A 15,066-nucleotide genomic window follows, 5' to 3' on the forward strand; every position below is an offset into this window, starting at 1 on the left:
ATGAAGTCCCTCCCTCACGCCTTTGACCTGCAAGCCCACCGCTTTGGCCGCGGCCAGTGGACGGAAGAATCCGCCGCTGGCATCGCCGGCTCCCTCGCCTTAAACGTCACCACGCTGGAACTCGACATCGTCCTCGCCGCCGACGGCACCCCCGTCGTCTGGCACGACCCCACCGTCCAGGCCGACAAGTGCGTCGACACGGCGCCTGCCACCGACGGCGACCCCGCCTTCCCCTACGTCGGCAAGTACCTGCACGAACTCAGCTTCGATCAGCTGCGCACCCTCAATTGCAATGTCGCGCTCGACGCCTTCCCCGACGCCGACCATGCCGAGGTCAACCGCATGCTTCAGCTCTCCGACGTCTTCGAACTGACGAAGGACCACCCGGACGTCTTCTTCAACATTGAGACCAAGCGGGAGTTCGACAACCCGGAACACACCGCCAGCCCGCAGGAATTCGTCGACGCGATCCTCGACGTCGTCCGCCGCTACGACAAAGCCGACCGGGTCATGATCCAGTCCTTCGACTACTCAACCTTCCCCCTCGTCGCCGCAGCCGCCCCGGAGATCCCGCTGCTCATGCTTACGTGGGGCGAATTCGACCCCGACGCGGCCTACCTCGGCAACCTGAAGGCGACGAGCTTCTTCGACGCCGCCGACCAGCTCGGCGTATCCATCATCTCTCCGAATTACCTGGACATCGCTGACCCAGCCAGCTACATCGCCCGCACCCACGTGCAGGGCCTGCGCGTCACCCCCTACACCATCAACGACGAGGCCGACATGGCAGCGTGGGTCGACGCCGGCGTCGACGGCATCATCACCGACTACCCGGCACGCCTGGCCGCGCTGCTCGACGCCCGCGGCATCGCCTACTAGCGCTACTCGAGCACCACTCCGCCGGGCAGCAGCACCCGGCCCGACGCCGCCCGGTACAGCCCCAGGCCGAGGGCCTCGGCCAGCTCTGCGGCCCGCGCGTCGGCGGCCTCGGCGACGCCGTCCGCAAATCGGGCGTACACGCAGGTAGAGCCGATGATGTAGCGAGTCGTTCCCGTCGCGCCTTCGACCACCGGCGGGAAGCGGGTACTCATCCGCTCCAGCCACGTCACCAACGGCTCACTGGTGCCCTCGGTGGAGCCATAATCCCGATCCTCCGCCCACTCGGTGGTGAGGTCGTGCCAGTGCAAAAACTCCGCGATCGAGCCCGTGGGCACCGCCGCGGGGTCAATGACGGTCAGGACGCTCACAGCGACCTACCCAGCGCGGTCACCGACCACCCCGCGCGCTGCCAGGCGTCGGCGTCGAGGACATTGCGGGCGTCGATCATGCGGCACTGCGCCACCACTTCACCCACGACCACCGGATCCAGGTTCCTGAACTCCTGCCACTCCGTGGCCAAGATGACCAGCTCAGCGCCGGCCAGCGCCTCCTCAACGTCGCCGACGTAGTTGAGCGTGGGGAACACCTTCCTGGCGTTATCCATAGCCTTCGGATCGCACACCGTCACCGCCGCACCGGCCAGGGACAGCTGCCCCGCGACGTTGAGTGCCGGCGAATCCCGGACGTCGTCCGAGTTCGGCTTGAACGCCGCGCCCAACACCGTGATCCGGGTTCCGAGCAGGCTGCCGCCGAATTCCCGCTTCGCCAAGTGCACCACGCGATCCCGCTGACGCATATTGATCCGATCCACCTCGCGCAGGAAGCTCAGCGCCTGATCGGCACCCAACTCACCCGCCCGAGCCATGAAGGCACGGATGTCCTTCGGCAGGCACCCACCGCCGAAACCCAACCCGGCGCCGAGGAACTTCCGGCCAATGCGATCGTCGTAGCCGATGGCCTCAGCCAACGCCACCACGTCGGCACCGCTGACCTCGCACAACTCCGCCACGGCGTTGATGAAGCTGATCTTGGTAGCCAGGAAGGAATTAGCCGCCACCTTCACCAGCTCCGCGGTCTCCCGATTGGTGACCAGGAAGGGGATGCCCTCCTTAAGCTGAGTGGCGTAGACCTCGCGGACAATCTCTTCGGCCTGGGAGCCGTCGCGCACACCGAGGACAATGCGATCCGGGTGGATGGTGTCCTCCACGCCGTGGGATTCGCGCAGGAACTCCGGGTTCCACGCAATCTCGACGGTTGCGTCCTCGTTCGCGAGAGAGTCGGCAAGCTGCTGCAGCTCAGCGGCCGTGCCCACCGGCACCGTCGACTTACCCAGGATGAGATGCTCGCCATGCAGCAACGGGACCAGACGGCTGATCGCGCCCCGAACGTACGTCAGATCCGCCGCGTAGGCGCCACGCTGCTGTGGGGTACCCACCCCGAGGAAGTGGACGTGGGCCTGCGCCGCGTCCGCATAATCAGTGGAAAACCGCAGCCGGCCGGCATCGATGGTACGAGAGAGGATCTCCTGCAGACCGGGTTCGAAGAAGGGCACCTCCCCCGCGGACAGCTGGGCGATCTTGTTCTCATCGACGTCGACGCCGATAACCTCATGCCCCAACTCCGCCATGCACGCGGCGTGAGTTGCTCCGAGATAACCGGTACCGATTACTGACATACGCATAGCAGTACAGAATAGCCCCGCAACGTGAACACAGCGCGGCCCTCTGGTAAAAACTGCGCGCCTTGTTGGATGGCGGCGGGCTATCTGGCGTCCGCTATCTGGCGTCCGCGGTGAAGTTGAGGTAGTACTTCGACGGCGTCGGCCCCCGTTGGCCCTGGTACTTCGACCCCAGCGACCCCGTGCCGTATGGCGTCTGCGCCGGCGAGGACATCGCAAACAGCGCCAACTGCCCCACCTTCATTCCCGGGTAGAGCACGATCGGCAGGTTCGCCACGTTGGACAGCTCCAAGGTGATGTAGCCGGAGAAGCCCGGGTCGATGAACCCGGCAGTGGAGTGAGTGAGCAGACCCAACCTGCCCAGCGACGACTTGCCTTCCAGGCGGCCCGCCAACGTAGCCGGCAGGGTGAACTTCTCCAACGTTGAAGCCAGCACAAACTCCCCCGGATGCAGCACGAAGGACTCCTCGGCGCCCACCTCGACGAGGGAAGTCAGCTCACTCATCTCCTGTTTAGGGTCGATGTGTGTGTACTTGGAGTTATTGAAGACCCGAAAGAAGCGGTCCAGGCGAACGTCGACGCTCGACGGCTGAACCAACTGCGCATCATAAGGTTCGATGCCCAGGTCCCCGGAGTCGATGGCGGCACGGATGTCCCGATCTGAAAGAAGCACGTAGCCCAGCCTACGCGTCGATGTCTGCGCGGACGGCTCACCCCGGGTTTTCACACCCCGGGTTTTCACCGGCGACGACGGGGGTGCTAGGATGCCTACCTAGCAGCTTCGAGTCGGGTGCACGGCGCCGTCGGAGTGTGACTGCCGGCGTAGTTTAGTGGTAGAACATCAGCTTCCCAAGCTGAGAGTGCGGGTTCGATTCCCGTCGCCGGCTCATTGTGATCAGTCGGGACATAGTTGACACTATCCGTCGCGACATGGTTGACAGTTCACCCCGTCTGGTTGGAACGTTGTTCTGGGCAGGCGGGGTGTTCGGTTATGCGCGGCGGGTGTTCTTGAGTGCGTTGGGTTGGTAGCGTCGGCCGGTGTCGATGTGGTGTTCAGCGATGACCTCTCCGGTTTCGGCGTTGGATGTGATGGCGTGGGTTCCGGTTATCAGGCTCTTCGCATTTGAGTGTGGGTGAGTGCCTCATCCCGGGGTGGGTGTCGTGCACGCAATAAGGGCCGAGGCCCTAGCAGGCCATCAACCTCGACCCCGCCGGTTACTCTAAGCGACGCGACGACCTCGTCGGGCTAGACGCAATGCACGTCCTTAGCGAGCCATGATCTTCCTCCTGTGTTACATCATGCCCTCTCACCAACCAAACCGCTTCAGCTGTTCGGCTCCACGGCGCAGGCCGCGGCGCGGGAACGCGGCCTCTGGCCTTCCATGCCCTTGCGGGCCCAGGCGGGGCCTAGGCCGCGGTCGGGGCCTTACGAGCCAGCAACGACTCCAACGACACCGGCGCACCACGCCGACAACTCACAAAATGCGACCCCCTCGCCCGAAAATGCAACCGCGAAGGGTCCTTATCATCAATCGTGATCCGCATCTGCCCATTCGTGACCAACGTATGACACGCCGAACACAACACCACCAAATTCCACATATCCGTCGGCCCACCCTGAGCCCAATCCACAATATGATGCATCTCCAACCACCGACTATGACCACACCCCGGAGTAGCACACACCCCCGACCACTGCGCCACCAACGCTTTGACCTGCCGATTAGTCGCCAACCGCGTCGACGAACTCAACGACACCGCATTCCCCACACCATCCACCAACAAAGTACGCATCCGGGCATTAAACAACTTATCCGCCCGACCCGTAGCCACCGCCGACGGATCACTAACAACCCGCGGCACCCCACCATCATCTTCCCTCACCACGTAGATCACCTCCGCGCCCGGGGCACGCACCCTCGACACCGGCTGGGAACGCACAATATGCACCACCGCCTTAAACGCCCCCATCAACCGCACCCTGGCAGGAGCACCAAACCGACTCACACCCACCACCCCCGCACCGTGCGTGCCGTGCGGATCCAACCCAGCGATCTGATCGGCTACATCCCCAGGTTGATCGTCCGAATCTTCCACCTTGGTGGTGGTATCGCCGTAGTTGCTTAACTCCGCGGTTTTCAACGCCGCCGCAAACTCCGCAGCCGTATCCGGGTTCAACGTGATACTGACTGTCGTCCACCCATCATCCTGGGTGCGTATACGGATCTTCTCCACCTTGTCTTCCCGCGGTGTCCTCAGCGGCGCAAGTGCTGCGCGTAGCTCAGTGATCGTTAGTCCTTCCGCCGCGGCAACAATGGCGTCTTCTTCATCCTCGGTGGTGGACTCATCGACAACCGCCATGAGCAACCGCACCGCGCAATAGGACAATCGGCCGAGGTAGAACGCGTCAGCAACCCTAGGGTGCTGGGTGATGAACACCGCGACACGGACTAACTCCCGGGCGGTGGACGAGGCGAGTTGGAAGTGGCGGATAAGCCACGTCGCAGTCGACGGGGCGCCGAAGTGTTCGGCCAGCCCACGGGCGTGGAACTGTGCGATCGCGGCGATCAGTGCGGCTTTCGAGCGGGTGATGGTGCGATGGGCGTGGGTGAGCATGCTGGTGATGTCGTCGTCGCGGGCGTCGGTGAGGTCGATCAGTGATGTGGTGGGCATGAGCTACGTGTCCCCCGTGTGTGGTTTCCCCGTGGTGTGATGATGGTTCCTATCATAGCCGGGTAGAACGTGTTTGCTATCGTACAGGGGTGCGATTTTGGTCACAGTTTCATGGTTGATGCAGCTGGGTGGGCTAGTCCTTACTGCCGGGTGGGAACGTTTGGTTCGAACGTGGTGGTTGTGGCGGGTGATGCACGTGCATCGTTTCGGCCGTTTACGACAGCCGTGCGCGTGCCCCCGGGTTGGCCGCCGGAAGCCCTCAATCGAGTGATGCACGTGCATCGTTTCGGCGCTCATCGTGGGCCGGAGCCTGCCCTCCCTCTGCTGCCGGCCCGGGCGTCGTGCCTCTCAAGTGATGCACGTGCATCGCTTCAGGCCGCTCCCGGCGGCCAGGGTTCCAGCCTGACGCGGCCGCAGCTGACGCCTCCTACGCAATCCACCCTCCCGCCCGATACAGACCTTCGGCAAATCGCCTCCCGGGTGATGCACGTGCATCGCTTCGGCGCCCATCATGGGCTAGAGGCCGCTCACTTTTTGCTGCCGGCCGGGTTCGCCTGAGCGTCGCCGCCGCCTCTCGAGCGATGCACGTGCATCGTTTTGGTGTTCATCGTGGGCCGGAGCCTGCCCTCCCTCTGCTGCCGGCCCGGGCGCCGATGCCTCTCAAGTGATGCACGTGCATCGCTCCGGGCCGCTCCTAGCGCCCAGGATTCCTGCCTGACTCGGCCGCAGCTGACGCCTCCTACGCAATCCACTCTCCCGCCCGATACAGACCTCCGGCAAATCGCGTCCCCTGTGATGCACGTGCATCGTTTCGGGCTTCATCCACCAGCCGTAAACCAATTCCTCGGCGTCGATTCGCTCTGGCAGCATCACCGTCGAAGCCTTCACCCGAGGTGATGCACGTGCATCCCTTCCGCCCGCTCCGGCGGCTAGGATTCCAGCTCGACGCGCCCACATCCTCGGACTGCTCCCTAGCTTGCCTCCCAGGACCAACCTCCGGCAGATCCCGTCCCCAGTGATGCGCGTGCATCGTCTGGAACCTCTCGTAGCGCCCAAATCTCCAGCCCGAGATAGTCAAGGACGAGCCCGGTTACAAGCTGAAGACCAGCCTCGTTAACTCCGACAACTGCTGCGCCACTGCGAGGAGGTCAGGAGTTGCCTGGCCAGACAACACTAACGTCACTGTGGCCACTGGCAGACGTTCCCCAGCAGCCCACTCTCAGCCCCGATGGCGTGTCCCGCCCACCTCCGCGGTTGAAACATCTGCAGACCCTCAACGTTTCCTCGAGACGGGTCGACGCCATTGACAAATTGTCACCGCCTCTATGAGATGACACAGCAACACTCCGCCGCCGCCCCCGCAAACACCAGCGTCACCCGGCCAGGACGTGCTCCAGCGCGCCGATGAGTGTTCGCGGCTGTTCCAATGATTGCTCGTTGAGGTAGTCCTGCCAGCCGCCGTCGGGGTCGAGTTCGTGGGCCAGCAGCGCCAGCTGCGCGCCGGTTTCGTAGGGTAACCGGTCTCGGAGGAAGCCCTCGCCGAGTTTGCCAGCTCGGTACATCGGCAGGACGTCGGCAAAGGGGACGTCCTTGGTGTTGTCGAAGTACATGACGCCGTAGTCGTAGCCCACGGAGTCGGCGGCCGCCATTCCCATATACTCAGCCGTTCCCTCGATGGTCTCCATTCCTTGTTCGGCGCTCACGTAGGCGGGGTTCGCGGCCAGGCGTTGCTCTTCCAGCGCCACCAGCTGCGTCGCCAGCTCGCGGAGCCGGTCCTCGTCGGGAGATTCGGCGTCGGTGACTGCGCGGACCTCGTCCAACAGGGCTAGTTTGTCGCTCATGAGGCGGTAGTCGTCGTCCCGCAGTTCTTCTAGGAAACGCGACGACGCCGGCCAGTGATTCTGCCCGTAGTAGTGGAAGGACTCGTGGGCGAGAAACGCGATGAAGTGCTCGGAAGAGTAGTCGGCGTTGAGGTTGGAGTCGTCGAAACGCAGGTAGTAGACGTCATTTCCTAACACCGTGGTGGTTTCGCCGATGGTGTTGAAACTCCCGCCCAAGGCCTTGATACCCCACAGCCGCGGATACAGCCGGGAGAGCCGGTGCACGTCCAGCCCGCCGGGATTGTCCCGCATCGTGATATTCGTGGCGAACAAGGACCTTACGGGAGTTTCCGGATTGACCAGGTATGAGTATCCGGATTCCTTGCTCATCACCAGGATGGGATGGTCAGTGACGCTAATGCCCTTCCAGGCCTGGTCGCCGTCGTTTTCCGCGGCGGTATAGATGCTGAGCTCGTGCAGTGCCCTCCGGTCGCTGTCCGGCAGCGCCTCCTCGGTAGAGCTGCCCAGCTTGTTGATGAGCGCGTCGCCAGCCACGATGAGGCAGAAGGCGGCGACGATCAACCCCAGAATCCACAGCATTCGGTGCTTTTTCGAGGAATCTTGTTTCGCGTGTGTCACCTGGGGACAACCACCTATCCGCGTCGTTCGTGCGTTCTTTTGTTATTTTGATGATCGTCCACCAACGTACCCGCGGCGCAGTCCACGAGGCCGGGGCTACTCTGTCCCTATGCACATCACCCCCGCTACGCTGAGCGATCTCCCGCGGATGCTCGACATCTATGCCACCGCCCGAGACTTCATGGCCCGCGCCGGCAACCCCACCCAGTGGGCTGGAGGCTACCCGAGCGAGCAGCTATTGCGCCAGGACATCGCCGCTGGTGACAGTTTCTTGGTGCGCGACGACGACGGCGTGGTCCGCGCAACCTTCATGTTCCACGTGGGAGAGGACCCCACCTACACACGCATCGACGGTGCGTGGCCTAACGACGCCCCGTATGGCACCATCCACCGGGTGGCGTCGGACGGCAGCGTGCGCGGGGTGGTGGCGACCATCGTCGAGCACTGTGCGCGCCAGATACCGAATCTGCGGGCGGATACTCACCGGGATAATGCGCCGATGCAGCGCGCCTTGGCGGCGACGGGTTTCGAGTTGTGCGGAATTATCACACTCCCCGATGGCTCGGAGAGGCTGGCGTACCAGCGGTCGTTCTGATTTGCTCGAGGTGATTGAGTAAAAAATCCCGCTCCCAAATGGCCTACCCGTCCGAGATGCCAAAATGAAAACCAGAGAGAGGAGGATAATCACCCACGCAAAACGAGTGAGTGCGGCGAAGCACCCTAGCGCATAGTTACTCCTGGAGAAGGCCACCGTGAGACCATACGCCGGCAGAATCATCAGGGAAGCGAACCACACTACGGCCAGCTCCCTGGGTATCTCAGAATTAACCGGCGTCGTACAGAGCCACAGGCCGAGCAAAAGTCCCCATGCAATCCAGACGTGGCTTCTCGGCAGCTTCCGCTTCTTAGCAACCATGGATCCGGGGAACGCTCCTCATTGACGCCCACATGTAGGAATTTTCTGCCGGAAATAAGCAAAACCAGTGGTAAATTTCACAAACCACACCATGAACCCCAGGTAGAGCGAACACGCTCGAACTCTCAGCGCACCCCCGGGACCGGCACCGCGTGTCGAGGCCCAGGAGCCGCGAACCGGCCGGAGTCCCCAGTATCCCCCGCCCGTCATATGGCACTGCGAAACCGGTTGAAATACGCCCGCGCCCCGACAACACTGTACTTATGGCTAACAACACCCTTACCCAACCGGTTCCCGAGGGCCTCGCCGAGCGCGCCGCTCTGCTGGGCTCCGCCACCGAGACCCTCACTGAGGACCAGGCACGGTCCTTCATCGCCGAGCAGCTCGCGGGCTATGACTTCGACGACAAGAACGTCTGTGTGGTCATCCCGGACGGTACTCGTTCCGGCCCGCACGGCCTCATGATCCAAGCGGCGTATGACGCGATTGCCGACCGTGCCTCGAAGATCACCATCCTCATCGCCTTGGGCACCCACGCGGACATGAGCGTCGAGGCCATCGAGAAGCTGGTCGAGGCGCCGCTCGACCGCTTCCCCAAAGCCGAGTTCGTCAACCACGACTGGCACAACCCGGACGCCATCGCCACCCTGGGCACGGTCCCGGCGGAGGAGATCGAGCGCCTAACCAAGGGCCTGCTCACCGACCGCCCCATGGACGTGCAGATCAACAAGCTGTGCGCGGAGGCCGACGTCAACCTCGTCATCGGCCCGGTGTTCCCGCATGAGGTTGTGGGCTTCTCTGGTGGCAATAAGTATTTCTTCCCCGGCTGTTCGGTGCACGATGTCATCGACATTTCCCACTGGGTCGGCGCGCTCATCACGGCCAGCGACATCATCGGCACTCTGGGCATCACGCCGGTCCGTCAGCTCATCGACACTGCCTCGGACATGATCCCGGCGGAGAAGATGGCTATCACCTACGTGGCCACCACCGGCGACGATCACTCCACGAACCTGCACACCGTGGCCTTCGGCGACACGAAGAGCGCCTGGGCTGCCAACGCGAAGGTCGCCGCCCAGACTCACATTAAGTACGTCGACGCCCCCTACCCGCGCATCGTGTCCAAGGTTCCGGAGATGTACGAGGACCTGTGGACCGGTGCCAAGGGTGTGTACAAGATGGAGCCGGTGTGCGCCGACGGCGGCGAGATCATCGTCTACGCTCCGCACATCACCGAGATCTCCGAGATGCACCCGGGCATCGGCACCATCGGCTACCACTGCATCGAGTACTTCACGAAGCAGTGGGACAAGTTCAAGGACCACCCGTGGGGCGAGATCGCGCACTCCACCCACGTCCGCGGCCTGGGCAGCTACGACCCGGAGACCGGAGTGGAAACCCTGCGCTGCCGGATCACCCTGGCATCCCAGGTGCCGCCGGAAGTGTGCGAGCACTACAACCTGGGCTACGCCAACCCGGATGAGCTCCCGTGGGAGGAGTTCGCGGCGGACCCGGAGACCCTCATCGTCGAGCATGCCGGGGAGATCCTCCACCGGCTCGCCTCCGACCGCCCGGAGTAAGACGCGTGTGGCGGCGTCGAACTTCGCGCGCCGCCCACACCACGCCAGCCGCGCCGGCTAGAACCAGCACGGCACCGGTGGTGATGTCCGAGTAACGGTCCGGCCACGGCAGCCTCTCCCACGGGGTAAACAGGCTGGTCACAAGCGGTTCCGCGAGGGCGCCTACTGGGACGGTGAACAGCAGCACGTCGCCTATCAGCCCCGGGCGCTGAGAGCCGAATCCCATCAGCCCGAGCAGCGGGCACAACACGAGCGCCAGGAAAAACCACTGGGCGTTATACACCCAGTCCATGGGCGTGAACATGCCGAAGATAGTGCCCAGTCCGTAGTGCACCACCAGGGATGCCATCGCGGCGGCACATCCGGCGACGGCGCCCACCCACCAGCGCCGCGACCAGGCGCCGGCGACGAAGGGCACCGCCGCCCACAGCGTGCCGGAGTTGACGAGCTTCGACGCCACACCGCGAACGTAGTCCACCCGGGGCGCGCGGCCCTCCAGCTCTGCCACGGACATGATGTTGCTGAGCACGGATACCACAGCTACCAGCACGATGATGAGCGTGAGCAAACCGATGTGACGACGTCTCATACCTCGCATTCAAACACGCGGCCCGCTCTCGCGCTGGGGATGTGAGGTTGCCCCCGGCGTGCCCCCGGTTGCCAAAGGTTGTTTTCTAGCAATCCGTCGAAAGGCGGATTGGTGTTATCCATAACGGGTAGCATGGGGTGGAGAAATCCCCACCGCAGACTGAAGGAGTGTTCTTGTGGTTGATCTCAAAGCCACCCCGTACAACCTCGACGATGAAGGCGTGAAGTGGGTCGAGGAGACCCTCGCCTCCATGACCGACGAAGAGAAGATCGGTCAGCTCTTCATCAACATGGGCTCCTCCCGTGACCCCGAATACCTCAAGGGCGTCCTGGACAACTACCACATCGCCGGCGTCCGCTACCAGAAGGCTAACGCCGAGGACATCTGGGAGCAGAACCGTTGCCTGCAGGACAACGCGAAGATTCCGCTGCTCATCGCTGCCAACACCGAGGCCGGCGGCAATGGCGCGGTCAACGACGGCACCTATGTTGGCCATGAGGTGAAGATCGCCGCCACCGGCGACGAGAAGTACGCCTACGAGCTGGGCCGCATCTCCGGCGTCGAGGCCGCGGCCGTCGGCTGCAACTGGTCCTTCGCCCCGATCGTGGACCTCAACAACAACTGGCGCAACCCGATCATCTCGGTACGCACCTGGGCCCAGGACCCGGATTACACCCTCAAGCTCTCCCTTGCCTACATGAAGGGCATCATGGAGTCCAACATCATGCCGGCCGCCAAGCACTGGCCGGGCGACGGCATCGATGAGCGCGACCAGCACCTTTCCTCCGCCCCGAACTGGCTCTCCGTTGAGGAGTGGGACGCTACCTTCGGCAAGGTATACAAGGGCCTTATCGACGCCGGCCTGCCGTCCATCATGGCTGGCCACATCGCCATGCCGGCGTACCAGAAGCTGTACAACCCGGACATGAAGCCGGAAGACATCATGCCGGCCACGCTGTCGCACGACCTGACCACGAAGCTGCTGCGCGACAAGCTCGGCTTCCAGGGCGTTGTCGTTACCGACGCCTCCCACATGGTCGCCATGACCGGCGCTATGCCGCGGCGCGAGGTGCTGCCGACCGCCATCATGGCCGGCTGCGATCTCTTCCTCTTCTTCAACGACCCGGACGAGGACTTCGGCTGGATGATGGACGCCCTCAAGGACGGCCGCCTCACCCGCGAGCGCCTCGACGAGGCCGTCACCCGCACCCTGGGTCTTAAGGCGAAGATCGGCCTGCACACCACCGCCCGCGAGGATCTCTTCCCCGCCAAGGAAGAAGCCCTGAAGCTCATCGGCACCGACGAGGCGAAGGCCGTCGCCGTGGAGGTCGCCGACAAGGCCATCACCCTGGTCAAGGACGCCGACAAGCGCTTCAAGCCGCTGCCGATCTCCCCGGAGACCCACAAGCGTGTGCTCATTGTCCCCATCGAGGGCGCCCCGAACCCGATGGCGGCCCTCGGCGGCGGCGACGGCAACCCGGCCGAGCGCCTGGCCGCCCAGATGCGCGAGCGCGGCTACGAAGTGGAAGTCTTCGAGACCCTGCTGCAGAAGGCCAAGGGCAAGGGCGAGGAAGAGCTCGCCAAGCTGGTCATGAGCGCCTACGAAGGCAAGGCGCCGGTGTCCAACATCACCGACAACTATGACCTCATCATCTCCGCTGCGAAGGTCAACGGCCTCATGCAGCCCATCGAGCGCGTGTACTGGCCGTCCACCAAGGGCACCATGGACATCCCGTGGTACGTCCACGAGGTGCCGACGGTGTTCATCTCCTTCGCCTGCCCCAACCACCTGCCGGACGTTCCGCAGGTCAAGACCTACATCAACGCCTACGACGACAAGGACTACACGCTCACCGCGGTCCTGGACAAGCTCGAAGGCAAGTCCGAGTTCACCGGCGTGTCCCCCATCGACGCCTTCGGCGGCCTGCCGGATTCCCACATCTAAGAAGGAGAAACCCACACCATGACCGACAAGATGCCGGAGCGCGCACAGGTGCTCCTCGACCTTGAGCCCACCCTGGACTTCTTCGTGGGTATCGACTCCGATGGCTGCGCCATGGACGCCATGGACATCAAGCACAAGGAGTGCTTCACCCCGTCCTACATCAAGGGCTTCGACCTGCAGAACATCTCCACGCTCGTGCGTGAGACCGCTCTGTTCGTCAACCTGTACTCCACCACCCGCGGCCAGAACCGCTGGGTGGCCCTGTCCCGCCTCTTCGACCTGCTCAAGGATCGCCCCGAGGTCATCGAGCGCGGCGGCAAGGTTCCGCAGGGCGACGATCTCAAGGCCTTCCTCGACTCCGGGTTCCCGCGCTCCGACGTGGGCATCGCCCGCTACGCCGAGGAGCACAGCACCCCCGAGATCGAGCAGTGCATCGAGTGGGGCAACCTCGTCAACAAGATGATCGCTTTCATGGTCGAGAACTGCGGCCCGTTCCCGGGCGTGCGCGAGGCCATCGAAGCCATGGACGGCAAGGTTGACCAGCTCGTCGTCTCCGCCACCCCGCTGGAGGCCCTCGACCGCGAGTGGAACGAGCACGGTCTGGCCAAGTACATGAAGGTCATCGCCGGCCAGGAGATGGGCTCCAAGGCCCAGCACGTCCACTATGCCGCGAAGGGCAAGTACCCCGACGATCACATCATGCTCATCGGCGACGCCCCGGGCGACCGCGACTCTGCCTTCTCCGAGGGCGTGCTGTGGTACCCGATCATGCCGGGCAAGGAGAAGGAATCCTGGGCTCGCTTCAAGGACGAGGCCCTGCCGAAGTTCCTCAACGAGGAATTCGCCGGCGCCTACCAGGACGAGCTCGTCGCCGAGTACAACGCCCTGCTGCCTGAGCTCCCGAGCTGGAAGACGATCTCCGGCAACAACGCGTAGTGCACGCGTAGTGCGCATTCGCGCACTACGCGGGAAAAGCGGCGCGCACTACGCGGGTAAGGCGCCGCGCACTACGCGGGAAAGGCGCCGCGCACTACGCGGGGAAACCGCGCTAAATAGGGCGCAACTCCAGCGGCACGGTTCGCCCGTGCCGCTGCCGCATTTCTGCGAAAGATTCCTCCGGGGTGAGGGTGTCGCCCTCTTCCACGCCGACCTCACCGCGCGCCACCCACTCCGCGGGCAGGTAGGCGCACGTGGGATCGGAGGCACGAATGTCGCCGGTCACGGCGAAGGCCGTCGACCGCGAGCCGCCGCACACGGAGTGGAACTCGCACACGGAGCACTTGCCGTGCCAGTGATCCGGGTCGCGCAGCGCCTTAAACGCCGGGGAGTGGGTGTAGATGTCCTTGAAATCCTCCACCTTGACGTTGCCGCAGTGCATCGGCAGGAAGCCGTTGGGGTACACGTCGCCCACGTGGTCGATGAAGGCGAATCCCGAACCCGAGTTCACCGCCATCGGCGGGCGCGGTGGGCGCGGCTTCGCCGGGTGTGCGCCGAGCAGTCGTGTTGTCTCCTCGGTGAGGTAGCGGTACAGCTCGCCGCCGTCGTAGGTGAAGCCGGGTTGGCGGCGCTGGAGCACCACGCGGCGGTATTGCGGCGCCTCGGTGGTCTTGATGGCGATGCGGTCGGCGATGTCCGCCAGCCAGTGCAACACGTCCTCGCGCTCCAGCGGGGACAGGGAGTTCAGCGCCGCCCCGCGGCCCGTCGGGACGAGGAAGAAGACGTACCACATCTTCGCGCCCATCTCGATGACCGTCTTGAGCAGCTCCGGCGCCTCGTGGATGTTGGACCTCGTGAGCGTGGAGTTGATCTGGAGGCGGAAGCCGGCATCGAGGATGTGCGCGGCCATGTCCACGGTGCGCTCGAAGGTGCCGGAGAATCCGCGGAAAGCGTCGTGGGTGGCGGCGGTGGCGCCGTCGAGGGACATGGACATGGCCTTGCCGCCGAGGTCGTGCAGGCGCTGGACCCGTTCGGGGGTCAGCAGCGGCGTCACCGAGGGCGACAGGGAGACGTTGAGGCCCTGCCGGGTGGCGTAGTCCGTGAGTTCTTCAAGGTCGGCGCGTTCGAAGGGGTCGCCGCCGGTGAGCACCAGCAGCGGCTTCGGCTTGTCGTAGGCGGCCAGTTGGTCGATGAGCGCCTTGCCTTGCTCGGTGGTGAGCTGGTTGGGGTGCGCGTGGTGCTGGGCGTCGGCTCGGCAGTGAGCGCAGACCAGCCCACAGGCGCGGGTGACTTCCCAGATGGTGATGAAGGGTTTCTTCGCGATGTCGTGGCGCACGGTGCGCACGGCGGGCCGAGTTGTCATGGGGGAGCTCCTTGATCTCACGGTGACCAGGCACCCCCACCATAACAA

The 15,066-nt window shown here is 64.0% G+C and carries 12 protein-coding genes and 1 tRNA gene; 6 read left to right on the forward strand and 7 right to left on the reverse strand.

All coding sequences use genetic code 11. The features are described 5' to 3' along the window. Positions 1-879, forward strand: coding sequence for a glycerophosphodiester phosphodiesterase family protein (locus CUTER_RS09915; protein ID WP_052844115.1), 879 nt, complete (start codon positions 1-3; stop codon positions 877-879). Positions 880-881: 2 nt separating this feature from the next. On the opposite strand, the gene CUTER_RS09920 is transcribed toward CUTER_RS09915, so the two are convergent. The 3 genes from CUTER_RS09920 to dcd all read right to left on the reverse strand — a co-directional run bounded on the left by CUTER_RS09920 (position 882) and on the right by dcd (position 3,230). Further along, positions 882-1,247 carry a hypothetical protein gene (locus CUTER_RS09920; RefSeq protein ID WP_047260291.1) on the reverse strand — a complete coding sequence of 122 codons (366 nt, stop codon included), beginning with the start codon at positions 1,245-1,247 and terminating at the stop codon, positions 882-884. Continuing rightward, positions 1,244-2,560, reverse strand: coding sequence for a UDP-glucose dehydrogenase family protein (locus CUTER_RS09925; RefSeq protein ID WP_201775038.1), 1,317 nt, complete (start codon positions 2,558-2,560; stop codon positions 1,244-1,246). Before CUTER_RS09925 ends, CUTER_RS09920 begins: the two co-directional genes overlap by 4 nt. Before the next feature lie 94 nt (positions 2,561-2,654). Then, positions 2,655-3,230: a dCTP deaminase gene (gene dcd, locus CUTER_RS09930; RefSeq protein WP_047260293.1), complete on the reverse strand. Its 576-nt coding sequence runs from the start codon at positions 3,228-3,230 to the stop codon at positions 2,655-2,657. Positions 3,231-3,373: 143 nt separating this feature from the next. On the opposite strand from dcd, the gene CUTER_RS09935 reads away from it, so the two are divergent. After that, positions 3,374-3,444, forward strand: a tRNA-Gly gene (locus CUTER_RS09935). Between the two features lie 520 nt (positions 3,445-3,964). Here the strand turns inward: CUTER_RS09935 and CUTER_RS09940 are convergent. Both CUTER_RS09940 and CUTER_RS09945 read right to left on the reverse strand, forming a co-directional pair. After that, the gene (locus CUTER_RS09940; RefSeq protein ID WP_047260294.1) at positions 3,965-5,230 is read right to left on the reverse strand and encodes an HNH endonuclease signature motif containing protein; all 1,266 of its coding nucleotides are present in this window, start codon (positions 5,228-5,230) and stop codon (positions 3,965-3,967) included. A 1,373-nt stretch (positions 5,231-6,603) separates the two neighbouring features. Further along, positions 6,604-7,689: a hypothetical protein gene (locus CUTER_RS09945; protein WP_144412310.1), complete on the reverse strand. Its 1,086-nt coding sequence runs from the start codon at positions 7,687-7,689 to the stop codon at positions 6,604-6,606. A gap of 109 nt (positions 7,690-7,798) precedes the next feature. On the opposite strand from CUTER_RS09945, the gene CUTER_RS09950 reads away from it, so the two are divergent. Beyond that, positions 7,799-8,284 carry a GNAT family N-acetyltransferase gene (locus CUTER_RS09950; protein WP_047260296.1) on the forward strand — a complete coding sequence of 162 codons (486 nt, stop codon included), beginning with the start codon at positions 7,799-7,801 and terminating at the stop codon, positions 8,282-8,284. Between the two features lie 584 nt (positions 8,285-8,868). Continuing rightward, positions 8,869-10,185 carry a lactate racemase domain-containing protein gene (locus CUTER_RS09955; RefSeq protein ID WP_047260297.1) on the forward strand — a complete coding sequence of 439 codons (1,317 nt, stop codon included), beginning with the start codon at positions 8,869-8,871 and terminating at the stop codon, positions 10,183-10,185. On the opposite strand, the gene CUTER_RS09960 is transcribed toward CUTER_RS09955, so the two are convergent. After that, positions 10,127-10,774 carry a hypothetical protein gene (locus CUTER_RS09960; RefSeq protein ID WP_052844116.1) on the reverse strand — a complete coding sequence of 216 codons (648 nt, stop codon included), beginning with the start codon at positions 10,772-10,774 and terminating at the stop codon, positions 10,127-10,129. The genes CUTER_RS09955 and CUTER_RS09960 overlap by 59 nt on opposite strands. A 175-nt stretch (positions 10,775-10,949) precedes the next feature. Between CUTER_RS09960 and CUTER_RS09965 the strand changes: the two genes are divergently transcribed. Both CUTER_RS09965 and CUTER_RS09970 read left to right on the forward strand, forming a co-directional pair. Further along, positions 10,950-12,719: a glycoside hydrolase family 3 protein gene (locus tag CUTER_RS09965; RefSeq protein WP_047260298.1), complete on the forward strand. Its 1,770-nt coding sequence runs from the start codon at positions 10,950-10,952 to the stop codon at positions 12,717-12,719. A gap of 18 nt (positions 12,720-12,737) precedes the next feature. Beyond that, positions 12,738-13,655, forward strand: coding sequence for an HAD family hydrolase (locus CUTER_RS09970; RefSeq protein ID WP_047260299.1), 918 nt, complete (start codon positions 12,738-12,740; stop codon positions 13,653-13,655). A 112-nt stretch (positions 13,656-13,767) separates the two neighbouring features. Here the strand turns inward: CUTER_RS09970 and CUTER_RS09975 are convergent, their stop codons facing one another. Further along, a complete protein-coding gene (locus tag CUTER_RS09975; RefSeq protein ID WP_047260300.1) occupies positions 13,768-15,018 on the reverse strand; it encodes a TIGR04053 family radical SAM/SPASM domain-containing protein in 1,251 nt (416 codons plus the stop codon). Between the last annotated feature and the right edge of the window lie 48 nt (positions 15,019-15,066).

Origin of the sequence: Corynebacterium uterequi (assembly GCF_001021065.1) — a bacterium.
GTDB lineage: Bacteria > Actinomycetota > Actinomycetes > Mycobacteriales > Mycobacteriaceae > Corynebacterium > Corynebacterium uterequi.

Coding starts and splice junctions, on each gene's coding strand:
- CUTER_RS09950 (WP_047260296.1), top strand. CDS start 7,799: ATGCACATCACCCCCGCTACGCTGAGCGATCTCCCGCGGATGCTCGAC.
- CUTER_RS09955 (WP_047260297.1), top strand. CDS start 8,869: ATGGCTAACAACACCCTTACCCAACCGGTTCCCGAGGGCCTCGCCGAG.
- CUTER_RS09925 (WP_201775038.1), bottom strand. CDS start 2,560: ATGCGTATGTCAGTAATCGGTACCGGTTATCTCGGAGCAACTCACGCC.
- CUTER_RS09975 (WP_047260300.1), bottom strand. CDS start 15,018: ATGACAACTCGGCCCGCCGTGCGCACCGTGCGCCACGACATCGCGAAG.
- CUTER_RS09960 (WP_052844116.1), bottom strand. CDS start 10,774: ATGAGACGTCGTCACATCGGTTTGCTCACGCTCATCATCGTGCTGGTA.
- CUTER_RS09915 (WP_052844115.1), top strand. CDS start 1: ATGAAGTCCCTCCCTCACGCCTTTGACCTGCAAGCCCACCGCTTTGGC.
- CUTER_RS09970 (WP_047260299.1), top strand. CDS start 12,738: ATGACCGACAAGATGCCGGAGCGCGCACAGGTGCTCCTCGACCTTGAG.
- CUTER_RS09940 (WP_047260294.1), bottom strand. CDS start 5,230: ATGCCCACCACATCACTGATCGACCTCACCGACGCCCGCGACGACGAC.